The sequence below is a fragment of the Microbacterium bandirmense genome, assembly GCF_037204185.1.
GTDB classification, from domain to species: Bacteria; Actinomycetota; Actinomycetes; order Actinomycetales; family Microbacteriaceae; genus Microbacterium; species Microbacterium bandirmense.
In genome coordinates this window covers 51,751-75,075 of the sequence record NZ_JBBDGM010000003.1, presented here as the reverse complement: position 1 = coordinate 75,075, position 23,325 = coordinate 51,751, and the positions used below count along the sequence as shown (strand labels likewise).

Genomic DNA, 23,325 nt, shown 5'->3' with positions numbered 1-23,325 from the left:
GTGGACGCGTCTTTCGCGTCTCACGGGCGTATCTCCCCCGCTCTGCCGCTGGACGCACGCCGGGGCGCCATGACGGTTCCCACCCGAGGGTGGATGAGTGGAGGGATGCCCGAAAACTCTGTTTCGAGCCGCTCAATGCTAACAGATCGAGGCTCACCGATCGCCGAGGATGCGTCTGATCCTCTCGAGCCGCGCCGAGACGTCGCGCTCGGCGCCGAGGTTCTTGGGTTCGTAGTAGCGTCGGCCGTCGAGCTCGTCGGGCAGGTACTGCTGCGGCAGGATGCCGACCTCGCTGTCGTGCGGATAACGGTAGCCCTTGCCGTGCCCCAGACGCTTCGCCCCGGCGTAGTGCGCGTCGCGGAGGTGGATGGGAACGCGCCCGAACCCACCGGCGCGCACGTCGGCGATCGCCTGGTTGATGGCCGTGTACGCGGCGTTCGACTTGGCGGTGGTCGCCAGGTAGATGGTGGCCTCGGCGAGCGGGATGCGGCCCTCGGGCATCCCGATGAACGCCACCGCATCCGCCGCCGCGTTCGCTATCGTGAGTGCCTGCGGGTCGGCGAGGCCGATGTCCTCGGCGGCCGAGATGACGAGGCGGCGCGCGATGAAGCGCGGGTCCTCCCCCGCCTCGATCATGCGCGCCAGATAGTGCACAGCGGCATCCGGATCGGATCCGCGGATCGACTTGATGAACGCGCTGATGACGTCGTAGTGCTCATCACCCTGTCGGTCGTAGCGCAGCAGCGCGCGGTCGACGGCCTGCGAGACGTCCTCGTCGGTCACCTCGGCGATGGCATCCTCAGCGCCCTCCGCCTTCGACAGCGCGACCGCAGCAGCCGCCTCGAGTCCAGTCAGCGCGCGGCGGGCGTCGCCGGATGCCAAACGGATCAGGGCCGCCCGTGCGTCGTCGGCGAGACGCACCGCATCGGCGAGTCCCCGCGCGTCGGTCGTCGCCCGGTCGACGAGGACGCCGATGTCGTCATCGGTGAGCGGCTGCAGGGTGAGCAGCAGCGAGCGCGACAGCAGCGGCGAGATCACCGAGAACGACGGGTTCTCGGTGGTCGCGGCGATCAGGATCACCCAGCCGTTCTCGACGCCGGGCAGCAGCGCGTCCTGCTGGGCCTTGGTGAAGCGATGGATCTCGTCGAGGAAGAGGATGGTCGTCTGACCGTACAGATCGCGCTGGGTGATCGCATCCTGCATCACCTCGCGCACGTCCTTCACCCCGGCGGTGATCGCCGAGAGCTCGACGAAGCGGCGCCCTGATGAGCGGGCGATCGCCTGGGCGAGCGTGGTCTTGCCCGTTCCGGGCGGCCCCCACAGGATGATCGACACCGCTCCCGGGGCCTTCGCCTGCGGATCGGCCAGGGCCACGATGGGCGAGCCCGCGCGCAGCAGGTGCTGCTGCCCGGCGACCTCGTCGAGGGACACCGGCCGCATGCGCACGGCCAGTGGTGTCTGTCCCGACATCAGGGACGCGGCGGAGGTCATGTCTCCAGGCTACTGGCGTGACCGACACTCAGCGCTCGAGTCGCGGCTCACACGACGCCGGCGGCGGCGTGAGGGCTTCGTTCCACAGTCGTAACGGTGCACACGATCCCCCGAAACGCGGTGCGACGACCCTGGTGTGAACGAGCCCGCCCGGGCTCCCGTCACAGGAGGTCCCGTGTCCTACGTCAAGCCCGCCGAACTCGTCAGCCGCATGCTCGACGCCGGCGCAGCCAAGATGCAGCTGTCCACCCGCGACACGCTGCTGCGCGCCTTCATGGGCGCCGCACTGCTCACGATGGGGGCGGCCTTCGCCGTCACCGTCTCCGCCCAGACCGGGCAGGCGCTGCTGGGGGCGATCCTGTTCCCCGTCGGCTTCGTCATCCTGTACCTGTTCGGGTACGACCTGCTCACCGGGGTGTTCACCCTCGGTCCGCTCGCGGTCATGGCCCGCAGGCCGGGCGCCACCGCGCGGTCCATGCTGCGCAACTGGGGCCTGGTGTTCCTGGGCAACCTCGGCGGCGCGATCACGGTGGCACTGCTCATGGCGATCTACTTCACCTACGGCTTCTCCGCCGAGCCCAGCGCCGTGGGGCAGGCGATCAGTGAGATCGGCCACGGCCGCACCGTCGGCTACGCCGACCACGGCGCGGCCGGGATGCTGACGCTGTTCATCCGCGGCGTGCTCTGCAACTGGCTGGTGTCGACGGGCGTCGTGCTGGCGATGGCCTCTGACAGCGTCACGGGCAAGATCCTCGCGATGTGGCTTCCGATCATGCTGTTCTTCTACATGGGGTTCGAGCACTCGGTGGTCAACATGTTCCTGTTCCCGTCGGGCCTCATGCTGGGCGCCGACTTCACCCTGTGGGACTACCTCATCTGGAACGAGATCCCCACCGTCGTCGGCAACCTGTTCGGCGGCCTGCTGTTCGTCGGGCTTCCGCTGTACCTGACATACGCCAAGACCGGCACGCGCCGCGTGCGGAGCCGTGCGGCGCTGCCCGTCGCATCCGTCGGCGATCACACCGACCCGGCCGCTGGCGCCGAGGGCACGGAGATCGTCGCGGATGCCGCCCGCGTCGAGGATCCCGCCCGCGATGAGCGCGAGCGCGAGATCGCGCGCATCTGAACCGACAAGAGTGTGGGGCGCGACCATCCGGTCGCGCCCCACATCCGCATCCGGCGAGGTCAGGATGGTTCGTCGACCGCCAGCCGATAGCCGCGTTTGATGATGGTCTGCACTGTGTCCGGCGAACCGAGGGAATCGCGCAGGCGCGCCACCGCCATCTCGACGGCGTGAGAGCTCCGACCCCCTCGAGGCAGGTCACGTCCGAGCTCCTCGCGGGAGAGCACGCGTCCGCGCGCGCCGACCAGCGCGGAGAGGATGCTCGATGAGGCCGGCGACAGCGGCACGAACCGGTCGCCGATCAGCGCTCCCCCGCTGCGCACCTCGATGCGACCGTCGGCGATCGCAGCACTGGGCACTGTGCCGGCGGCGAAGTGATCGACGACGCACCGCACCAGAGAGCCCAGCCGGCCGCGTGCGGCGATGGTCGCATGCAGGCTCGCGGCGTGCAGAGCTCCCGCGGTGATCGGACCGACCGCCGCGAGCAGCAGGCGTCCGTCCTCGGCACGTTCCCTGATCGCCTCGAGCGCGCCGGTGCGCTCAGCGACGCGGATCCAGGCCGCGGTGCCCGGGGCCGATGTGAAGAGCACGGCGTCGACCGCGCCCGACGCCGCGTGCAGCACGGATCGTCGCGCAGCTTCGGGATCGGGCGGCGGACCCCATCGGTACACCGTCAGCGGCACGACCTCCGCACCGTGTCGAGTGAGCAGCTCGTCCAGCCCGTCGGAACCGGCGCCGTGGTGCTGCACCGCGATGCGACGCCCTTCCACACCGGCGGAGACCAGATGCGCTGCGACCTCGCTCGACGTCTCCGATCCGGCGACCCAGTCGGCGCTGAATCCGGCCTGCTGGATCGCCCCGTGCGCCTTGGGGCCCCGCGCGATGAACTGCGCCGACGCCAGCGCGGCCGACAGCGCCTCCTGCAGGTCGCTCTCGTGCGCGGCATCCATCCACCCGCGCAGTCCGACGCCGGTGGTGACCACGACGATGTCCGGGGGCGAAGCGATGAGCTCGCGCGAACGCGCCAGCAGCTGTTCGTCATCCGTGGCCGGGACGATGCTCAGGGCCGGTGCCCGGTGCACGACCGCACCGCGGCGTTCCAGCGCGGCGGCGAGATCGCCGGAGCGGCGATCTGCGGCGATGACGATCGTGCATCCGGTGAGTGCGTCGTGGGGCAGTCGCTCCCGCGTCACGCGAGCGCCTCGAGCGTCTCGAGGATCTCGAGGATCTCGAGCGGTTCGCGCGCGGGCAGTGCGGGCTCGGGCAGGAACAGGCCCGCCCGGGCGACCTCGCCGATCACGATCACGGCCGGATTGGACAGACCGATCGCACCGGCCGTCTCCGCGGCGCCGCCCAGCTCGGTGCGCGTGATGCGCTGCCGCCGCGTGTGCCCGCTCTCCACGAAGGCGAGCGGGCGCTCCGGCGGAATACCGTGCGCGAGCGCCGCTTCGACGATCCGCGGCAGAGCCGTGACTCCCATGAGCACCACGGTGGTCACCGTCGGATCCGACAGGGCGGCGAGGGTGGACTCGGTGACCGCCCCCTGCCCGTTGACGACATGGAACGCCGAGGCGGTGCCACGGTGGGTCACGGGGATGCCCGCGGCCTGCGGCACCGAGATGACGCTCGACACCCCGGGAATGACCGCGACGGGCACCCCGGCAGCGATGCAGGCGAGCATCTCCTCTCCTCCGCGCCCGAAGACGAACGGGTCGCCGCCCTTCAGCCGGACGACGCGTCGTCCGGCCAGCGCGTGGTCGACGATGAGGCGGTTGATCTCGTCCTGCGTGGCGGTGTGGTGCCCGGGCCGCTTGCCGACATCTATGACCTGCACGCGGGGGTCCAGCGCACGAAGGACTTCTGCCGTGGGACCGAGACGATCGGCGACCACGACGTCGGCCTCGGAGAGCAGGCGGTGGGCGCGCACGGTCATCAGATCCGCCGGTCCCGGTCCGCCGCCGACCAGGTCGACGCGGCCGACGACGGCGTCGTGCGGTTCGCGGGCGGCGCGGGCCGTCATCGCCGCTCCTCGAGATCGAGCAGCACCTCACCGTCGCGCACCACCACGTCCCACACCCTGAGGGTGGCCGGGCCCCGGCCCTGCGTGGCGATGCAGACGCCCGTGCGCAGGTCGAAGACCTGCTTATGCATCGGCGAGGCGACGGTGGGGGCGTCGTGACGCGTTCCGACGATCCCCCGGGACATCACGTGCGCACCGCTGTAGGGGTCGAGGTTCGACACGGCGTGGACCGTGCCGTCCGCGAGCAGGAACAGGGCGATCTGGGTGGAGCCGAACAGGGCGGCGCGCCCGCGCTCGACCTCCAGATCGGCGAGTGAGCACACCCGCACGAGCGTGTCCAGCGTGGCTGTCATGGTCATCGACGTACCTCCAGTGTCGTTCCTGCGATGAGCACTCCCGCGGACGCCCGCTCCTCAGAGGTGGCGGGGCGCATCTGCCCGCGCACGGGAACGTACGCCAGCGAGGGGTCAGGGGTGTCGGCGGCGTTGACGAAGGAACCGAAGCGGCGCAGCTTCTCGGGATCCCGCAGCGTCGCCGCCCATTCGTCCTCGTAGCGTGCGACGTGGCTCGCCATGGCGGCATCCATGTCGGCGCACAGGCCGAGACTGTCGTCGAAGATCACGCTCCGCAGCCCGTCCAGACCGCCTTCCAGGTCCTCACACCACGATGCCGTGCGCTGCAGACGGTCGGCGGTGCGGATGTAGTACATGAAGAAGCGGTCGATGGCGCGGATGAGCCCCTCGTCGTCCAGATCCGAGGCGAGCAGCTGCGCGTGTCGCGGCGAGAAGCCGCCGTTGCCGCCGACGTACATGTTCCATCCGGTCTCGGTGGCGATGACGCCGACGTCCTTGCCGCGTGCCTCCGCGCACTCACGCGCGCAGCCCGAGACACCGACCTTGAGCTTGTGCGGTGCCCGCAGGCCGCGGTATCGCAGCTCGAGACGCACCGCCATGCCGACCGAGTCCTGCACGCCGTACCGGCACCAGGTCGAGCCGACGCACGACTTCACCGTGCGCAGGGCCTTGCCGTAGGCCTGTCCCGACTCGAAGCCCGCCTCGACGAGCTGTGCCCAGATGGCCGGCAGCTGCTCGAGCCGGGCGCCGAACATGTCGATCCGCTGTCCGCCGGTGATCTTCGTGTAGAGGCCGTACTCGTCGGCGATCCGTCCGATCGCGATGAGACCGGCGGGAGTCACCTCGCCACCGGGCATCCGGGGCACCACCGAGTACGTGCCGTCCTTCTGCATGTTCGCCATGACGTGATCGTTCGTGTCCTGCAGGCTGGCGTTCTCGCCGTCGAGCACGTGGTCGCCGACGAGCACCGCGAGGATGCTGGCGAGGACGGGCTTGCAGATGTCGCATCCGCGACCGCGACCGAAGCGGTCGATGACGGCGCTGAAGGTGCGCAGCCCCGAGATGCGCACAGCATCGAAGAGCAGACGTCGCGACATGTCGAAGTGCTCGCACAGTGCGGTGGATGCCGCACGCCCCGTCTTGGCGAGCTCGGCGCCGACGATCTTGGTGACCATGAACACGCACGACCCGCAGGTCGCGCCGGCGCGCGTGCATCCCTTCACCTCGGCGGCGTCCGTGCAGCCCTCCTCGTGCACAGCCTCGCGGATGCGTCCCGCGGTGACGCCCGAGCAGGCGCACACCACGGCCGCGTCGGGCAGTTCGGCGGACGCGCTCTCGGTGCGCTCCTCGGGGAGAAGGTACGCGGCGGGATCGCCTCCGAGCGGCGCGCCGACGAGCGGACGCAGCGCACCGTACGCCGAGGCATCGCCGACGAGGATCCCGCCCAGCAGCGTGTGGGCATCGTCCGAGAGCACGAGCTTCTTGTAGACGCCGGCGATCGGGTCCGTGTACACCACGTCGAGGGCGTCGGGCGTGACCGCCATCGCATCGCCGAAGCTGGCCACGTCGACACCGGACAGTTTCAGCTTCGTGGAGTCGTCGAAGCCGGGGAACGACGCGTCCCTGCCCAGCAGTCGTGCCGCAGCGACCTCCGCCATCGCGTATCCGGGGGCGACCAGGCCGACGCATCGGCCCTCGAAGTTCGCCACCTCGCCGATGGCGAGGATGTCGGGATCGTCGGTGCGGCACGCGTCATCGATGAGCACGCCACCGCGCGGGTGGATGCCGAGGCCGGCCGCGCGGGCGAGCTCGTCTCGGGGACTGACACCGACGGTGAACACGACGACATCGGCGTCCATCCCGTCACCGTCGGTGAACCGTACGCCGGCCACAGCGCCGGACTCATCGCAGGTGAGCTGCGAGGTGCGGCTGTCGACACGCACGTCGATGCCGCGTGATTCGATGAGCCGCTGTAGCATCCGGCCACCGGCGACATCGAGTTGCGCGGACATCAGCCGATCCGACGACTGCACGACGGTGCAGTCCACACCCATCTCCTGCAGAGCGCCCGCGGCCTCGAGGCCCAGCAGGCCACCGCCGATGACGGCGCCACGCAGCGGGCGTCCGAGTAGGGACTCGCGCGCCTCGACGTGTGCGCTCATCAGTGCGACGTCGTCGAGCGTGCGGTACACGAAGCAGCCGGGCAGCTCGCTGCCGGGCACGGCTACGCGCTGCGCCTTTGAGCCGGTGGCCAGCACGAGTCGTCCATAGCCGTGCGTGGCGCCGGAGCGGGTGCGCACCGTGCGCGCATCCCGATCGATCGCCGCCACGGGATCCCCGCAGACGAGCGTGACTCTGTCGTCGTCGAACACCGTCTGGTCGAGGGTCAGATCCGCCGGCGAGACTCCGGAGAAGAACGAGGTGAGCGCGACCCGGTCGTAGGGTGCGTGCGACTCTTCTCCCAGGACTGTCACGCGGCACTCGACGTCCGCTCCGCTGAGCAGGCTGTCGACGAAGCGATGCGCCACCATGCCGGCACCGACGACGACCACCGGCTCTGCCATCCCACTCACGCTCATCAGTCCTCCTCTGCGATGTCATGAAGTTACGAGGCTCGTGTTTCGGGAACCCGCCATGCCGTGTTTCGCGCGTCGAACGATCTGCTCACAAACGCATAACGATGATGTGAGGCGATGCCGACGGTAGGCTCACTGGGGCAGTCGGCCGCACCTCCGCGGTCGCACGGAGAGGAATGACGATGGCGGTACGCGGTTCCCGCGGTGCGCGGCAGCGCACGCGCACGGAGGCCGAGCGGGCGCGGCTCTACACGGCGCGCACGATGTGGCATGAGAAGCAGGTGAGCCGTCGTCGGCGCGACACGTGGATCGCCGTGATCGTCGGCGGGCTCATCGTCATCGGGGCCATCGTCAGCCAGACCATGCTCGGACTCGCCACCGGGTCGGAACCGACGCCGGCTCCCACGCAGACGACGGTGCCCACGGAGCAGCCGACACCCACCCCCTCGCCCACCGATTCGACGCCGGCGTCGCCCACTCCTGAGCCCACGCAGACGACCGGCGAGTGAACTAGGCTGAGCTTCGTCCCTTCCCACTCCCGCGGGATGACCGCGCAAGGAGAGAATCGTGTCTGACGACAACGCCGCCAAGCCCACCCCTCCCGTCCCCGGTCCACCGGTGCCGGCCCCGCCCCGCAAGCCGATGCCCGTCGTGGCACCGGCACCCGCGGTCACGCCCGCTGCCACCAGCGTCACCTCATCCGACGCCGCCGAATGGGGCCGCGTCACAGAGGACGGCACAGTCGAGGTGCGCGAGGGCGAGTCCTGGCGGGCGGTCGGCCAGTACCCCGATGGCACCGCAGAAGAGGCACTGGCCTACTACGCGCGCAAGTACGACGACCTGGCGGTCAAGCTCGGCACGCTCGAGACGCGCGCTCAGGGTGGCGGCGCATCGGCATCCGACCTGACCAAGCAGGCCAGGCATCTGCTGGGCGAAGCGACCGACGCCGCCGCGGTCGGAGACCTCGCCGGTCTTCGCACGCGCATCGAGACACTCATCTCGTCACTGTCGGAGGCGACCGCCAAGGAGGCCGCCGCGGCCAAGGAGGCGCTCGATGCCGCCATCGCCGAGCGCACTGTGATCGTGGAGAAGGCCGAGGCGATCGCCGCCCGCGATCTCGCGAAGGTGCAGTGGAAGCAGGTCACCGCCGAGATGACCGAACTGTTCGACGCGTGGCAGGCACATCAGCAGGACGGCCCCCGTCTGCCCAAGGGCACGGCACAGCAGCTCTGGAAGAGATTCCGCACCGCACGGTCGACGGTCGACAAGGCCCGCCGCGCGTTCTTCTCCGAGCTCGACGATGTGCACCGCGTCGCACGTGACGCGAAGTCCAGACTCATCGAGCGCGCCGAGGCACTGGCGCCCCGCGGCGTCGACGGCATCCCCGCCTACCGCGCACTGCTGGACGAGTGGAAGGCCTCCGGCCGCGCAGGACGCAAGGCGGACGACGCCCTCTGGGCGAAGTTCAAGGCTGCCGGCGATGCGCTCTACGCCGCACGCGCCGAGCAGGCCGCCGCCGAAGAAGCCGACTCGGCGCCCAAGATCGAGGCCCGCGAGGCGCTGCTTGGCGAGGCCAAGGCCGTCGCCGACGAGAGCGACCTCAAGCGTGCTCGTGCTCTGCTCACCCGCATCCAGCGTCAGTGGGACGAGGTCGGTCGGATCTTCCCGCGTGAGAAGGAGCGCGCCCTCGATGACCGCATGCGCTCCATCGAACAGGCGCTGAAGGCCCGTGAAGAGGTCGACTGGAAGAAGAACAACCCCGAGACCAAGGCACGCGCGAACGACATGAGCGCCCAGCTGCTCGAGGCGATCGAGAAGCTCGAGAAGGAGCTCGCCGACGCCGAGGCCTCTGGTGACAAGCGCGCCATCAAGGACGCGACCGAGGCGCTGTCGGCACGTCGCGCCTGGCTCAGTGCTCTCGGCGGCTGAGCCCGCGTTATCCACAGCATGAGCCGTGCCGTCCCACTGCGGGGCGGCACGGCTCATACTGTCTAGCGTGCATCCCGCCCTGTTCTACCGCCCCGGTGAGCGCCTCTCTCTCGCCGAGCTCGGCGCCGCCCGTCTCGACGGGCACGTCGTCGAGGTCGGCGAGGGGTTCATGCCGACGGACACCGTCGAGAGCGCTGCGGCGCGCGCACGGAGCATCGGGATGCTGCTGCCGCCGCAGACCGCGGCGAGCGGTCCGTCCGCGGCATGGGTGCACGGTGCACGCGACAGCCCGCCTGTCGTGCACCACGTGACCCGGTGCAGCGCTTCCCGGCTTCGCGCGCACTCCTCGGCCCGGGTCGTCTACCACGATGGCGGGCTGTCCCCCGACGCCGTGCAGCAGATCGGCGGCATCCCCGTCACCACGCCGCTGGCCACCGCGACGACGCTGCTCTTCGAGCTGGCGCTCGCGGGCGGCGACGACAGCTGGCTGCGCGACCTGCTGCGGGTCGTACCCGGGCTCGCCGCTGCGACCACCGCCCATGTCGACTCACTCCATCGTCGCCCGGGGATCCGCGCCGCACGCGGAATCATCGCCGAGCTGCGTGCGGATCAGGAGGTCGTGACGCGGTAGACGTCGTACACGGCGTCGATCCGGCGCACCGCGTTCAGCACCCGGTCGAGATGCACCGAGTCACCCATCTCGAAGACGAAGCGGCTGAGGGCCAATCGCTCGTCTGTGGTGGTGACCGTGGCCGACAGGATGTTCACGTGATGCTCGCTCAGCACGCGGGTGACGTCGGAGAGCAGCCCCGATCGGTCGAGTGCCTCGACCTGGATCTGCACGCGGAACACGCTCTTGGTCGTCGGCGCCCACTCGACATCGACGAACCGTTCCGAGTCAGTGCTCAGCGCCTTGACGTTCACGCAGTCCTGGCGGTGCACCGAGACCCCGCTGCCGCGGGTGACGAAGCCGACGATCGGATCGCCCGGTACGGGCGTGCAGCAGCGGGCCAGCTTGACGAGGATATCTGCCGCACCGCGCACGAGGATGCCCGAGTCGCCGCCTCGCGGCTCACGGGCCGGCACCCGCCCGGGCAGCTCGATCGCTCCGGTGCTCGTGTCCCGCTCGACAGCGACGAGTGCGGTGACCTTCTCGATCACGGACTGCGTCGAGACGTGACCCTCGCCGACGGCGGCGTACAGCGCCGACACGTCTTCGTAGCGGAGCTGATGGGCGACCTGGGTGAAGGACTCCTGGCTCATCAGTCGCTGCAGAGGCAGGTTCTGCTTGCGCATCGCCCTGGCGATGGACTCCTTGCCCTGCTCGATCGCCTCTTCGCGACGCTCCTTCGTGAACCAGCCGCGGATCTTGTTGCGCGCCCTGGTGCTCTTCACGAACGTCAGCCAGTCCTGGCTGGGGCCCGCATCGGGGTTCTTCGAAGTGAACACCTCGACGACGTCGCCGCTCTTCAGCTCGGTCTCGAGGGGCATCAGCCGTCCGTTGACCTTCGCCCCCATCGTGCGATGGCCGATCTCGGTGTGCACCGCGTACGCGAAATCGACCGTGGTCGCGCCGGCCGGCAGCCCGATCACCCGCCCCTTCGGGGTGAAGACGTACACCTCTTTCGCGCCGATCTCGAAACGCAGCGAGTCGAGGAACTCGGTCGGGTCGGCCGTCTCGGCCTGCCAATCCGAGATGTGGGCCAGCCACGCCATATCGGTGTCCGGTACGCGGGCGTCGACCTTGCCGCCGTTCACGCGCTCCTTGTACATCCAGTGCGCGGCGACGCCGAACTCCGCCTGCTGGTGCATCTCGTGCGTGCGGATCTGGATCTCGACGGTGCGACCCGCGGGGCCGATCACCGTCGTGTGCAGCGACTGGTACAGGTTGAACTTCGGCGTCGCGATGTAGTCCTTGAAGCGCCCGGGAAGCGGTGTCCACCGGGCGTGGATCGCACCGAGCACCGCGTAGCAGTCGCGCACCGAGTTCACCAGCACGCGGATGCCGATGAGGTCGTAGATGTCGTCGAACTCGCGTCCGCGGATCACCATCTTCTGGTAGACGGAGTACAGCTGCTTGGGACGGCCGACCACCTTGCCGCGGATGCGCAGCTCACGCAGGTCTTCGTCGATCGAGTCGATGACGTTCTGCAGGTACTTCTCGCGCTGCGGGGTGCGCTGAGCGATGAGGCTGTTGATCTCGGCGTAGATCTTCGGATGCAGCACCGCGAACGAGAGGTCCTCGAGCTCGGACTTGATGGTCTGGATGCCCAGTCGGTGCGCGAGCGGCGCGTAGATCTCGAGGGTCTCCTTGGCCTTCCGCGCCGATTTCTCGGGCGGCACGAAGCCCCAGGTGCGCGCATTGTGCAGGCGATCGGCGAGCTTGATCAGCAGCACCCTGATGTCCTTCGACATCGCCACGATCATCTTGCGCACCGTCTCGGCCTGGGCGCTCTCGCCGTACTTGACCTTGTCGAGCTTGGTGACGCCGTCGACGAGCATGGCGACCTCGTCACCGAACTCCTCGGTCAGCTCGGTGAGCGCGTACCCGGTGTCCTCGACGGTGTCGTGCAGCAGCGCCGCGGCGATCGCCCTCGGGCCCAGCCCGAGCTCGGCGAGGATCTGCGCCACCGCCAGCGGATGGGTGATGTAGGGCTCGCCACTCTGGCGGAGCTGTCCGGCATGCTTGTCACGGGCGACGCGGTAGGCGCGCTCGATGATCGGCAGGTCACCGCGCGGGTGGTTGGCCCGCACCGTGCGGATGAGGTTATCGAGATCGTTGACGCGCGGTGCGCGCGAGAAGATGCGGGGCACAAGCCGGCGCAGGCTCGAGCCCTGCGAGGTGGCCTGCGAATCCGCCATGTGCTTCTCCCGTTCCGATCAGACCATCCTACGCGGGGCCGGCGGTCGCCGACCCCGCGTGCGGACGGTCAGGCCTTGGCAGCGAGAGCGCGCTCGCGGGCCTCGTGCACCTTCGCGTCGTGCGCTGCGATCGCCGGCTCCTTCTCGCGGAACAGCGAGTACAGCGGCGCCGCGACGAACAGCGTCGAGTACGTGGCGACGATGATGCCGACGAAGATCGACAGCGAGATGTCGGTGAGGGTCTCGGCGCCGAGCCAGAAGGCACCGATGAACAGGATCGCGCCTACCGGCAGCGCAGCCACGATGGAGGTGTTGATCGAGCGGACCAGAGTCTGGTTCACGGCGAGGTTCACCGATTCGCCGAATGTGCGAGTCGTCTGGTTGGCATCCTCGGTGGTGTTCTCGCGCACCTTGTCGAACACCACGGTCGTGTCGTACAGCGAATACGCGAGGATCGTGAGGAATCCGATCACTGCGGCCGGAGAGATCTCGAAGCCGGCCAGGGCGTACACGCCCACCGTGATCACGAGCACGTCGAGCAGACCGAGGATCGCCGCGGCGGACATCTTCCAGGTGCGGAAGTAGATCGCCAGGATCAGGAAGGTGAGCGCCAGGAAGATCGACAGGCCCCAGAGGGACTGACGGGTGACGTTCTCGCCCCACGCCGGTCCGATGAAGGAGTTGGTGATCTCCTCGACGTTCACGTCGTAGGCCTGAGCGAGAGCCTCCGTGACCTGCTGGGTCTCGAGCGCGCTCATCTGGTCGGTCTGCACGCGGATGTCGCGGTTGTTGACGACCACGACCTTGGTGGTGGCCTCGGGCACCACGGACCGCACCGCATCGGTGGCCAGAGCCTGGTCCGGCTTGCCGTCGGCTGCCGTCGCGGGGCTCACCACCACGAACTGCGATCCACCGGTGAACTCGATCGAGAACTGGATCGGACGGATCAGCGGCACCAGCGCAGAGCCGATGATCAGCACGATCGCGATGATGAACCACAGTCGACGCTTGGCGACGAACGGGAAGGAGGTCTTCCCCGAATACAGGTTGTTGCCGAACTCGTTCATGGAGAACATCAGTCGTCGGAGTCCTTTCCGGCATCCGAGGATCCCATCGCGGCGAGAGCCTCCGCGCGTTTGCGCTCGGCGATGGTCTGGCGCTTCTCAGCCTCACCGCGTGCGCCCTTGTTGCGGGCCACGCGGCCGGTGGATCCGACCTGCGCCTCTCGGTACTGGGCACGACCGCGATACACCGCGCCGAGCGACTCGGGGTCGAGCCCGGAGAGCTTGTGCCCTCCGCCGAAGAACCGGGTGCGCGCGAGCAGCTGCATGACGGGGTGCGTGAAGATCACGAAGATGAACACGTCGATCAGCGTGGTCAGGCCCAGGGTGAACGCGAAGCCCTTCACCGTGGCATCGGCGAGGATGTACAGCACCGCGGCGGCCAGGATGTTGATGGACTTCGAGATGTAGATCGTGCGCTTCGCGCGTCCCCAGCCGTCTTCGACGGCGCCGGTGATGGACTTTCCGTCGCGAAGCTCGTCTCGTATTCGCTCGAAGTAGACGATGAACGAGTCGGCGGTGAATCCGATCGACACGATCAGACCTGCCACACCGGCCAGCGACAGTCGGAAGCCCATCCGCCAGGCCAGGATGCAGATGATGATGTACGTCAGCACACCCATCACACCGATCGAGGCGATGATCACCCAGCCGAGTGCGCGATAGCTCAGCAGTGAGTAGATGGCGACCAGGCCCAGACCGATCAGGCCCGCGATGAGGCCGATCTGCAGCTGCTGCGAGCCGAGGGTGGCCGAGATCGTGTCGGAGCTCTCAACGTTGAAGCTGAGCGGCAGCGCACCGTAGCGCAGCTGGTCGGCGAGCGTCTGCGAGCTCTCCTGGGTGAAGTTGCCCGAGATGCTGGGCTTGCCGTTGAGGATCGCGGCCTGCATGACCGGTGCCGAGATCACGACGCCGTCGAGCACGAAGGCGAACTGATCGCGAGGGCTCAGACCGGCGATGCGGTTGGCGTTCAGGCGCTGGCTGATGTCGCCGAACACCTCGGTGCCGTGACCGTTGAGCTCGAGGTTGACCGTCCATGCGCCCGACGTCTGGTCCCGGCCGGCGGTGGCGTCGTCGATGACCGTTCCGTCGAGCTCCATCGGTCCGAGCAGGTACTTGACCGAGCCGGTCGGATCGCAGGCGATCAGAGGCTCGTCGGCCGGGGCGTTGGAGCGGTCGGTCTCGGCCGAGCAGTCGTACGACTGCAGGGCCGCGATCTGCTTCTCGGTCATCCATGCCGGGTCGCTGCCGTCGGTGGGCTCCGGCGTCGGCACCGCGTTCATCGACTCGTTCGGCGTGGGGTACGGGGTGCTGTTGCCGTCTTCGCCGACGAACTCCGTCGCGGGATCTGTGGCGACCAGAACCGCGCGGAATTCGAGCTGTGCGCTCGCCTGGATGCGATCGCGGGTCTCCTGGTCGGCGACACCGGGGATCTGCACGACGATGTTGCGGCCACCCTCAGTGGTGATGTCGGCCTCGGCGGTGCCGGAGGCATCGACACGCTGGCGGATGATCGCCGCGGCCTGATCGAGCTGCTCCTGGGTGGGGTCGGCGCCGTCCGGCGTCTGAGCGCTCAGGATGATCTGCGTGCCGCCCTGCAGGTCAAGGGCGAGCTCCGGGGTCCACGAGCTCTCCTTGAACCCGTACACACCGAGGGCGTTGATGCCGAACAGCGCCGCTGTGACCAGAAGCAGGCCGAGGAGGACCCGCCACGCATGGCGGGTCGGAGATGAGGATGCCACGTATGTCCGCTTTCCGCGTGAGGCGCCCGCAGGCGTCAGTTGTCGTCGTTGCGCTCGAGACGAGCCTTGGTCTCCTCGGGCGTCTCGACCTGGATCGACTCGATGCCGTCAGCGGCGCCCTTCGCGGGCGTCACGTCGGGGTGGTCCTCCGTGATCTCCTCGGCCACGACGTCATCGGCGACCTCGTCCGCGGCATCCGGTGCCTCGGTGGGGTCGACGATGCGCAGGATCGCCTGGCTGTGCACCTCGATGACCACGCCGGGGGCGAGTTCGATCTCGGCGGGCTTGTCGAGGTCGACCGGGTCGTAGGAGACGACGGTTCCGTACAGTCCGCCCTGCAGCAGCACCTTCGCGCCGGGGACCGTCTTCGAGGCCTTCTCCTCCTGCTGTTCCTTCATCTGCTTCTGGCGCTTGCGCGTGTTCAGGAACATGAACACGAGCATCACTGCGAGAAGTCCGAAGAGGATGATTTCCATGAGAGTTGAAGCCTTTCGAGGTGCACGCCGAACGCGGCGGTGCGTAGGGGGATGTAGCCGGGAAGTCTTCAGCGATTATAGGTCATCGAACAATGCGACCCCATCGGGGTGTGTGATGCCCAGATGGGCGTACGCCTCGGGCATCGCGATGCGCCCCCGCGGGGTGCGCCCGAGGAACCCGATGCGCACCAGGTATGGCTCCACGACGCTCTCGACGGTCTCGGCCTCTTCTCCGACAGCGACCGCCAGCGTGCTCAGGCCCACCGGACCGCCCCGGAACCGTCGCACCAGCGCGTCGAGGACGGCGCGGTCGAGCCGGTCGAGTCCGATCGCGTCGACGTCGTAGAGCTCCAGTGCCGCGCGGACGTCGGCGACCGACGCTGCTCCCCCGCCGCCGTGCACCAGCGCGTAGTCGCGCACCCGGCGCAGCAGGCGGTTGGCGATGCGCGGCGTGCCACGGGACCGACGGGCGATCTCGCTGAGCGCGTCATCGGGCAGACGCACGCCGAGCACTGCCGCCGAGCGGCTGATCACCTGCTCGAGTTCGGCGTCGTCGTAGAACTCCAGGTGGCCGGTGAAGCCGAAGCGGTCGCGCAGCGGGTTCGGCAGCAGACCCGAGCGTGTGGTCGCACCCACCAGGGTGAACGGCGCGAGTTCGAGCGGGATGCTGGTGGCTCCGGCCCCTTTGCCGACCATGATGTCGATGCGGAAGTCCTCCATCGCCAGGTACAGCATCTCCTCGGCGGAGCGCGCCATGCGATGGATCTCATCGATGAACAGCACCTCACCCGGCGTGAGGCTCGACAGCAGCGCGGCGAGGTCGCCGGCATGCTGGATCGCGGGGCCGCTGGACAGACGCAGCGGCCGACCGCTCTCGTGGGCGACGATCATCGCGAGCGTCGTCTTGCCGAGACCGGGAGGTCCGGCCAGCAGGATGTGGTCGGCCGTGCGCTCCTGCAGCCGGGCGGCTTCGAGCAGCAGCTGCAGCTGCCCGCGCACCTTGGGCTGCCCGACGAATTCCTGAAGACTCGCGGGACGCAGGGCGCCCTCGATCGCGAGCTCGGTCTCGTCGAGCGCCTCTCCGGCGTCGCGTGCCTCAGCCACGGGAACCGCCCGGCCCCATGGCGGCGAGCGTGCGACGCAGCAGTGCCGGCACCGACTCGCGTTCGGCGTCGCTCGCCTGTTCGGCCGTCTGCGCGACAGCATCCGCCGCCACCTTCTCGGACCAGCCGAGTCCCACGAGCGCCGCGACCACCTGCTCGGCCACCGAGCTCGACGGTGCCGTGCCTGGCGTGCTCGCAACCCGAGGCTGCACCTTGCCCGCCAGCTGCACCACGATCAGCTTGGCCGTCTTCGGCCCGATGCCGGAGACGCGCCGGAACGGCGCGTCGTCCTCGGAGGTGACCGCCTCGGCGATCTGGTCGACGGTGAGGTGCGAGAGCACCCCGAGCGCTGACTTCGGTCCGACGCCGGTGACGCTGAGCAGCTGGCCGAAGATCTCGAGTTCATCGACGTCGCCGAAGCCGTACAGCGTGAGTGCGTCTTCGCGCACGATCAGGCTGGTGTGCAGTCGCAGCTGCTCCCCCACGACCGCGGTGGTGGCGATGTCGGCCGGCACGAACACCGAGAATCCGACGCCGCCGGTCTCGATGACGACCTGGCCGGACGCAGCATGCAGCACTGAGCCGCGCAGGGAGGAGATCATTCCTTCACTCTATCGGCCAAGTCGTACATCCGTTCGAGCGACACGAGTCGACACGCGACTCACGCGCTCGGCGTCAGCCCAGGCGCGCTGCGCGGGCGTCAAGCCCGCGGCACCGGCACCGGCCGCCGCGCCATCACGACGCCAGGCGTGGCAGAGCGCGATGGCCAGGGCATCCGCGGCATCTGCCGGCTGCGGCGGCTCGTCGAGACGCAGGATGCGCGCGATCATCGTCTGCACCTGGCGCTTGTCGGCCGATCCGTAGCCGGTGACCGCCGCCTTGACCTCGCTCGGAGTGTGGGTCGCCGCCGGGAGCCCGGCCTCGGCGGCGATGAGGAGGGCGACGCCGGATGCCTGGGCCGTGCCCATCACCGTCTGCCGGTTCTGCTGTGCGAAGACACGCTCGACGGCGACCGCCGACGGGCGGTACTCGTCGATGACGGCGCGGATGCCCGCGGCGACGCCGGCCAGACGCTCGGCCAGGTCGGCATCCGCCGGAGTGCGGACCACGCCGACGTGCACGAGAGTCGCTCGCCGAGACCGGTCGACGTCGACGATCCCGACGCCGCACCGGGTCAGACCCGGGTCGATGCCGAGTACGCGCAGGGAACTCATCTCCTCAGGCTACGGGCGCTGCTCCCGACGCCGCCGAGGCGCGCCTGGATCAGTCGTCGTCGCCGTCGTTCTCGAGCTCGGCCTGCACGTCAGCGGGCAGATCGAAGTTGCTGAACACGTTCTGCACGTCATCGCTGTCTTCGAGCGCATCGATCAGCCGGAAGACCTTGCGCGCGGTGTCGGCGTCGATCTCGACCTTGAGGTTCGGCACGAACTCGACGTCGGCGGACTCGTAGTCGATGCCCGCCTCCTGCAGTGCACTTCGCACCGTGACGAGATCGGTCGCCTCGGTGATGACCTCGAACCCCTGCGCGTGCGGCTCGATCTCCTCGGCGCCGGCCTCGAGGGCCGCCATCATGACGTCGTCCTCGGTGGTGCCCTCGGAACCCACGACGATGACGCCCTTGCGGGAGAAGTTGTAGGCGACCGACCCGGGGTCGGCGAGCGTGCCGCCGTTGCGGGTCAGTGCGGTGCGCACCTCGGCGGCCGCGCGGTTCTTGTTGTCGGTGAGGCACTCGATCATCAGGGCCACGCCGTTGGGCCCGTAGCCCTCGTACATGATGGACGAGTACTCGACGGCCTCGCCGCCGATGCCGGCGCCGCGCTTCACTGCGCGGTCGATGTTGTCCTTCGGCACCGACATCTTCTTGGCCTTGAAGACGGCGTCGTACAGGGTCGGGTTGCCCGCCAGATCAGCGCCGCCGAGCTTCGCGGCGACTTCGATGTTCTTGATCAGCTTCGCCCACGACTTGGCACGGCGCGCGTCGATGACCGCCTTCTTGTGCTTGGTCGTGGCCCACTTGGAATGCCCGGACATATATCTCCGCTCGTGTGTTCCGCCCCGAAGCGGCGCCCAGGGCGTCGTCCAGTCTAACGGGTGGCTTCTGCGCCCTACACTGGCGCGATGACGTCCGGAGCCGATCGCCTGCGCCCGCCCTGGTCTTCCCTGCCGTCTGCACTGCGGAGTCGAGTCGTCGGCGCCATCGGCGGGCGGTTCGTCACCGACACCCCTGCACACGGCGGGTTCAGCGCCGGCTATGCCGGGACCGTCCACACCACATCCGGCCGGGCGTTCGTCAAGGCGATGCCTGCCGCCGCGCACGCCGACTCGCTCGCGCTGTACCGCCGCGAGGCTGCAGTGCTGATCCACGGCGATCTGCGGGCGGACAACATCCTGCTCGCAGACGACCGCGCACGCTTCATCGATTGGCCGTATGCGGTGCGGGGCGCCGCGTGGTTCGACCTGCCCAGCCTCCTGCCGAGCGTGGAAGCCGGTGGCGGCCCCTCGTGCGAGGTGGCCTGGACGGTCTTCGAGGAGTTCGGTGCCCCGCAGCCCGACGAGCACCTGCCCCTGATCGCCGGTATCGCGTCGTACTTCTGGTTCGCCCAGGCGCAGCCCGAGCCGCTGGGCGTGCCGGGGCTGCGGGCGTTCCAGCGTGCGCAGGCGGTGCCCGCTCTGCGCTGGCTCAGCTCGCTGCTGTGAGTGTCGCGGTCCGCCGCGCCGCGACCCGGTCGAGGAACCGCCGGTGGAACCGCGTCTCCCCCGAGATCTCGGGATGGAAGCTGATGCCGATCAGGTTCCCCTGTTCCACGGCCACCACGCGGCCATCGTCCAGCGTGGCCAGCGCGGTGGCATCCGATCCCACGGTCTCGACGACCGGACCGCGGATGAACGTCGCCCGCACCGGCGGCTCGCCGAGGGCCGGCACCGCGAGCGACGCCTCGAACGACTCCACCTGACGGCCGAACGCGTTGCGCCGCACCACGACGTCGAGGCCGCCGAAGGTCTGCTGCCCCGTGATCGCGTCCGTGATGGTGTCGGCGAGCATGATCAGTCCGGCGCACGTGCCGAGCACGGGCATCCCGTCGGCGATGGCAGCGCGGATCGGATCGCGCACGCCGAAGATGCGGGAGAGCTTGTCGATCACGCTGGATTCGCCACCGGGGATGACGAGTCCTTCGACTGTGGCGAGCTCCTCGGGGCGACGGACGCGCACGACATCCGCCCCGAGTCCCTCCAGCGTCGAGACGTGCTCGCGTACATCGCCCTGCAGGGCGAGCACACCGACGCGCTCGCCCTGCCCGTCCGTGGATAGTCCGGTCACTCTCAACTCCGTTCGATGGGCATCCACAGTTCGCAGACCGCGGTGCTGAAGTCGTCGGCGCGTTCGATGATCGCGACGATCGACGGCCCCTGGCGCAGTCGCCAGGGATTGGACGGGAACCAGTCGGCCGCCGTCGCGGCCCACGCCGACTGCAGCGCGGCAGGGAACGGGCCCGAGATCCGGAAGACGACCCAGGTTCCGGCGGCGACGTCGATCACGTCGAGGTCGTCCGGCACAGGTGTCTCCGCCGAGACCGCGACGCCATGCAGGTGCGTGAGCGCGCTTCCTTCGGTGTACTCGTCGTCGACGTCGGCCGTCACCTGCAAGAGGCCGGCGGGCTCGGTGCTGCTGAGCGACTTCAGCCGCACATGCTCTTCCGGCGGGAGCGAGGCGATGTGCTCCTGGATGTGCGGGTTGACGCCCTCGTGGATCAGCGGCACGCGCGCGGCGTGGCCGATCAGACGGAATGCAGGCTGTTCGTGGATTCGGGCGTCCATGCTGGCGCTCCCTTCGACGGTCAGGCGGAACCTGAGCTGTGGTTGGCTGCGAAGGGGTCCTCCGTCTCGACGGACATCGCCGTGAGCGACGCCGTGCACGGCGCGGAACGCTCGACCGAACGCCTCGGTCGAACCGTAGCCGTAGCGAACCGCGATCATGAGCAGATCGTCGTCGCCGACGACATCAGCCGCGGCGACCGTCATGCGGCGACGACGCACGTACTCCGAGACCGACATCCCCGCCAGCGACGAGAACATCCGCCGCACGTGGTAGCCGGTTGTTCCCGAGGCGCGCGCGACACCGTCGACGTCGGGGACGTCGCCGAGGTGCTCCTCGATCTCGTCGATGAGGTGATTCAACGTCTCGATCATGTCGGCTCCCTTCGACATCCACTCTCGTCGGAGCACCGCCCCCGGCACCCGACCGTTCGCGTTCGATGCGATCGGGTGCCGGAGGCGCGAGGCACTGCCGCGTCGAGAAGCTACCAGCCGCGTTCGGCCAGCCGGTGCGGGGCGGGCAGATCGGCGACGTTGATGCCGACCATCGCCTCGCCGAGTCCGCGGGAGACATCGGCGATGACCTTCGGGTCGTCGTAGAAGGCGGTCGCCTTGACGATGGCCTTGGCACGCGCGACGGGGTCACCCGACTTGAAGATGCCCGAGCCGACGAAGACGCCATCCGCGCCGAGCTGCATCATCATCGCGGCATCCGCGGGCGTCGCGACGCCTCCGGCGACGAACAGCACGACCGGCAGCTCGCCCGTCTCGGCGATCTCGGCGACGAGTTCGTAGGGGGCCTGCAGGTCCTTGGCCGCGACGTACAGCTCGTCCTTTGACAGCGAGCCGAGGGCGGCGATCTCGCCGCGGATCTTGCGGATGTGCTTCATCGCCTCCGAGACATCACCGGTGCCGGCCTCGCCCTTCGAGCGGATCATCGCGGCGCCCTCGTTGATGCGGCGCAGCGCCTCGCCCAGGTTCGTCGCCCCGCAGACGAACGGAACCGTGAAGCCCCACTTGTCGATGTGGTTGACGTAGTCGGCCGGCGAGAGCACCTCGGACTCGTCGATGTAGTCGACGCCGAGCTCCTGCAGCACCTGCGCCTCGACGAAATGACCGATGCGGGCCTTGGCCATCACCGGGATCGATACCGCGTCGATGATGCTGTCGATCATGTCGGGATCGCTCATGCGCGAAACGCCGCCCTCGGCGCGGATGTCGGCGGGCACCCGCTCAAGCGCCATGACGGCCACCGCGCCGGCATCCTCGGCGATCTTCGCCTGCTCGGCGGTGACGACGTCCATGATGACGCCGCCCTTGAGCATCTCGGCGAGTCCGCGCTTGACGCGCTGCGATCCGGTGGTCGGGTTCTGGTCGGATGCCATCGTCGCTCCTCATGTGTGACAAAGAATTGTTTGGCCTATGACAAAAGATAGCACCATAGAATCGACCTGTGAACGACATGATCACCGGGACCACCGCGGCGGAGATCGCCGGCAGCGTGCGGGAACTGCACGAGCGCGGCACGCTGCGCCCCGGCGATGCGCTTCCGCCGGTGCGCGAGCTCGCGAGCACGCTCGGCGTCAACCGCAACACAGCCGTCGCCGCCTACCGGCAGCTCGCCCAGGCCGGACTGGTCGTCTCGCGCGGGCGCGCAGGCACCGTGATCGCCGGCACGGAGAGCGTGGCGCAGGAGGGCCTGGCCGACACAGTGCTGCACGACATCGGCTCGGGCAACCCGGATCCGGCGCTGATCCCCGATCCCACCGCCGCACTGAGCCGCATCGTCGGACGCCCCGTGCTGTACGGCGAACCCGTCATCGACGCCGGGCTCGAGGCCTGGGCGCACGAGTGGATGCGCACGGATCTGGGCCGCGACGACCTGCGCATCAGCGTCACCAGCGGCGCCGTCGACGCCGTCGAACGCCTGCTCGCCCAAGCACTGCTGCGCGATGACGCCGTCGCGCTCGAAGACCCGTGCTTCCTCGCCAGCATCCACACGGTGCGGCTCGGCGGCTACCGCGCCGTGCCGGTGCCGGTCGACGACGAGGGCATGACGGTCGACGGACTGCGCAACGCATTGGATGCCGGAGTGCGGGCGATCATCAGCACGCCCCGCGCCCAGAACCCGACAGGGGTGAGCCTCTCCCCCGCGCGGGCCGCCGCACTGCGCGAGGTGCTCGCCGAGCATCCGTACGTCCTGATCATCGAGGACGATCACTTCTCGCTGCTCTCGCCCCACCCGTATGCATCTCTGATCGGGCCGACCCACCGCCGGTACGCCCTGGTGCGATCGGTGTCGAAGTTCCTCGGACCCGACATGTGCCTGGCACTCGCCGCGACCGACCCCACCACCGCGGAGCGTCTCGGCATGCGCCTCAGCCCCGGGACCACCTGGGTGAGCCACCTGCTGCAGCGCCTCGCGCACGCGCAGCTGACCGACGCCGCGATGCGCGCGCAGATCGCCGCCGCAGCCACGCACTACGCCGAGCGCAATGCCGCGTTCACCTCTGCACTGGCCGCACGCGGCATCCCGACCCACTCGAGCGACGGGCTGAGTCTGTGGGTGCGGCTCACCGTTCCCGCGCGCGTCGCGGCCGAACGCCTCATGCGGCGCGGCTGGCTCGCGCGCACCGGCGACGAGTTCCGCCTCGACGAGGGCTCGCCCGCCTCGCATCACCTGCGGCTCACCGTGCACGACCTGTCGGATGCCGACACGGGCCGCCTGCTCGACGACCTCGTCGCCGCCCAGGTGTGAATCCACCGCTCACGCGTG

22 protein-coding genes are annotated in these 23,325 nt (G+C 69.1%); 6 read left to right on the top strand and 16 right to left on the bottom strand.

Features of this window, described 5'->3' with window-relative positions:
• Positions 1-153 precede the first annotated feature (153 nt).
• Complete coding sequence (locus WDU99_RS04130) at positions 154-1,491, bottom strand: replication-associated recombination protein A (RefSeq protein ID WP_337331177.1); 1,338 nt, start codon at positions 1,489-1,491, stop codon at positions 154-156.
• Between the two features lie 175 nt (positions 1,492-1,666).
• Between WDU99_RS04130 and WDU99_RS04125 the strand changes: the two genes are divergently transcribed.
• Entirely contained in the window at positions 1,667-2,617 is a 951-nt protein-coding gene (locus WDU99_RS04125; RefSeq protein ID WP_337331176.1) for a formate/nitrite transporter family protein, read from the top strand.
• A gap of 59 nt (positions 2,618-2,676) precedes the next feature.
• Here WDU99_RS04125 and WDU99_RS04120 read toward each other — a convergent pair whose 3' ends face one another.
• The 4 genes from WDU99_RS04120 to nirB are packed head-to-tail and all read right to left on the bottom strand — an operon-like array spanning position 2,677 to position 7,566.
• On the bottom strand, positions 2,677-3,807 hold the full coding sequence (locus WDU99_RS04120; protein ID WP_337331175.1) for a uroporphyrinogen-III synthase: 1,131 nt from the start codon (positions 3,805-3,807) through the stop codon (positions 2,677-2,679).
• Positions 3,804-4,634: a uroporphyrinogen-III C-methyltransferase gene (gene cobA / locus WDU99_RS04115; RefSeq protein WP_337331174.1), complete on the bottom strand. Its 831-nt coding sequence runs from the start codon at positions 4,632-4,634 to the stop codon at positions 3,804-3,806. The genes WDU99_RS04120 and cobA overlap by 4 nt, the downstream gene beginning before the upstream one ends.
• On the bottom strand, positions 4,631-4,993 hold the full coding sequence (gene nirD / locus WDU99_RS04110; protein ID WP_337331173.1) for a nitrite reductase small subunit NirD: 363 nt from the start codon (positions 4,991-4,993) through the stop codon (positions 4,631-4,633). The genes cobA and nirD overlap by 4 nt, the downstream gene beginning before the upstream one ends.
• The gene (gene nirB / locus WDU99_RS04105; protein WP_337331172.1) at positions 4,990-7,566 is read right to left on the bottom strand and encodes a nitrite reductase large subunit NirB; all 2,577 of its coding nucleotides are present in this window, start codon (positions 7,564-7,566) and stop codon (positions 4,990-4,992) included. Before nirB ends, nirD begins: the two co-directional genes overlap by 4 nt.
• Before the next feature lie 179 nt (positions 7,567-7,745).
• Here nirB and WDU99_RS04100 point away from each other — a divergent pair, with 179 nt between their 5' ends.
• The 3 genes from WDU99_RS04100 (at position 7,746) to WDU99_RS04090 (ending at position 10,123) form a co-directional block, all read left to right on the top strand.
• Positions 7,746-8,072: a hypothetical protein gene (locus tag WDU99_RS04100; RefSeq protein WP_337331171.1), complete on the top strand. Its 327-nt coding sequence runs from the start codon at positions 7,746-7,748 to the stop codon at positions 8,070-8,072.
• A gap of 58 nt (positions 8,073-8,130) precedes the next feature.
• Positions 8,131-9,492: a DUF349 domain-containing protein gene (locus tag WDU99_RS04095; RefSeq protein WP_420063982.1), complete on the top strand. Its 1,362-nt coding sequence runs from the start codon at positions 8,131-8,133 to the stop codon at positions 9,490-9,492.
• A 67-nt stretch (positions 9,493-9,559) separates the two neighbouring features.
• Positions 9,560-10,123, top strand: a complete 564-nt coding sequence (locus WDU99_RS04090) for an SAM-dependent methyltransferase (RefSeq protein ID WP_337331170.1) — start codon at positions 9,560-9,562, stop codon at positions 10,121-10,123.
• Here the strand turns inward: WDU99_RS04090 and WDU99_RS04085 are convergent.
• The 8 genes from WDU99_RS04085 to WDU99_RS04050 all read right to left on the bottom strand — a co-directional run bounded on the left by WDU99_RS04085 (position 10,102) and on the right by WDU99_RS04050 (position 18,767).
• Positions 10,102-12,354 (bottom strand): RelA/SpoT family protein, encoded by a 2,253-nt coding sequence (locus tag WDU99_RS04085; protein ID WP_337331169.1) that lies wholly within the window; start codon positions 12,352-12,354, stop codon positions 10,102-10,104. The two genes, WDU99_RS04090 and WDU99_RS04085, sit on opposite strands and share 22 nt — an antisense overlap.
• Before the next feature lie 68 nt (positions 12,355-12,422).
• On the bottom strand, positions 12,423-13,430 hold the full coding sequence (gene secF / locus WDU99_RS04080; RefSeq protein ID WP_337331168.1) for a protein translocase subunit SecF: 1,008 nt from the start codon (positions 13,428-13,430) through the stop codon (positions 12,423-12,425).
• The gene (gene secD / locus WDU99_RS04075; RefSeq protein WP_337331167.1) at positions 13,430-15,157 is read right to left on the bottom strand and encodes a protein translocase subunit SecD; all 1,728 of its coding nucleotides are present in this window, start codon (positions 15,155-15,157) and stop codon (positions 13,430-13,432) included. The genes secF and secD overlap by 1 nt, the downstream gene beginning before the upstream one ends.
• A gap of 35 nt (positions 15,158-15,192) precedes the next feature.
• Positions 15,193-15,633, bottom strand: a complete 441-nt coding sequence (gene yajC / locus WDU99_RS04070; RefSeq protein WP_337331166.1) for a preprotein translocase subunit YajC — start codon at positions 15,631-15,633, stop codon at positions 15,193-15,195.
• Between the two features lie 75 nt (positions 15,634-15,708).
• Positions 15,709-16,737, bottom strand: a complete 1,029-nt coding sequence (ruvB, locus tag WDU99_RS04065; protein ID WP_337331165.1) for a Holliday junction branch migration DNA helicase RuvB — start codon at positions 16,735-16,737, stop codon at positions 15,709-15,711.
• The gene (gene ruvA / locus WDU99_RS04060) at positions 16,730-17,338 is read right to left on the bottom strand and encodes a Holliday junction branch migration protein RuvA (RefSeq protein ID WP_337331164.1); all 609 of its coding nucleotides are present in this window, start codon (positions 17,336-17,338) and stop codon (positions 16,730-16,732) included. The genes ruvB and ruvA overlap by 8 nt, the downstream gene beginning before the upstream one ends.
• A gap of 9 nt (positions 17,339-17,347) precedes the next feature.
• Entirely contained in the window at positions 17,348-17,950 is a 603-nt protein-coding gene (gene ruvC / locus WDU99_RS04055) for a crossover junction endodeoxyribonuclease RuvC (RefSeq protein WP_337331163.1), read from the bottom strand.
• Positions 17,951-17,999: 49 nt separating this feature from the next.
• On the bottom strand, positions 18,000-18,767 hold the full coding sequence (locus WDU99_RS04050; protein ID WP_337331162.1) for a YebC/PmpR family DNA-binding transcriptional regulator: 768 nt from the start codon (positions 18,765-18,767) through the stop codon (positions 18,000-18,002).
• An 87-nt stretch (positions 18,768-18,854) separates the two neighbouring features.
• Between WDU99_RS04050 and WDU99_RS04045 the strand changes: the two genes are divergently transcribed.
• Positions 18,855-19,433 carry a phosphotransferase family protein gene (locus WDU99_RS04045; RefSeq protein ID WP_337331161.1) on the top strand — a complete coding sequence of 193 codons (579 nt, stop codon included), beginning with the start codon at positions 18,855-18,857 and terminating at the stop codon, positions 19,431-19,433.
• Here the strand turns inward: WDU99_RS04045 and pdxT are convergent.
• The 3 genes from pdxT to pdxS form a co-directional block, all read right to left on the bottom strand.
• Positions 19,417-20,055: a pyridoxal 5'-phosphate synthase glutaminase subunit PdxT gene (gene pdxT, locus WDU99_RS04040; RefSeq protein WP_337331160.1), complete on the bottom strand. Its 639-nt coding sequence runs from the start codon at positions 20,053-20,055 to the stop codon at positions 19,417-19,419. The genes WDU99_RS04045 and pdxT overlap by 17 nt on opposite strands.
• A gap of 2 nt (positions 20,056-20,057) precedes the next feature.
• Positions 20,058-20,924: an AraC family transcriptional regulator gene (locus WDU99_RS04035; RefSeq protein ID WP_337331159.1), complete on the bottom strand. Its 867-nt coding sequence runs from the start codon at positions 20,922-20,924 to the stop codon at positions 20,058-20,060.
• Between the two features lie 110 nt (positions 20,925-21,034).
• On the bottom strand, positions 21,035-21,934 hold the full coding sequence (gene pdxS / locus WDU99_RS04030) for a pyridoxal 5'-phosphate synthase lyase subunit PdxS (protein ID WP_337331158.1): 900 nt from the start codon (positions 21,932-21,934) through the stop codon (positions 21,035-21,037).
• 77 nt (positions 21,935-22,011) lie between these two features.
• Between pdxS and WDU99_RS04025 the strand changes: the two genes are divergently transcribed.
• Positions 22,012-23,307, top strand: coding sequence for an aminotransferase class I/II-fold pyridoxal phosphate-dependent enzyme (locus WDU99_RS04025; protein ID WP_337331423.1), 1,296 nt, complete (start codon positions 22,012-22,014; stop codon positions 23,305-23,307).
• Positions 23,308-23,325: the final 18 nt, after the last annotated feature.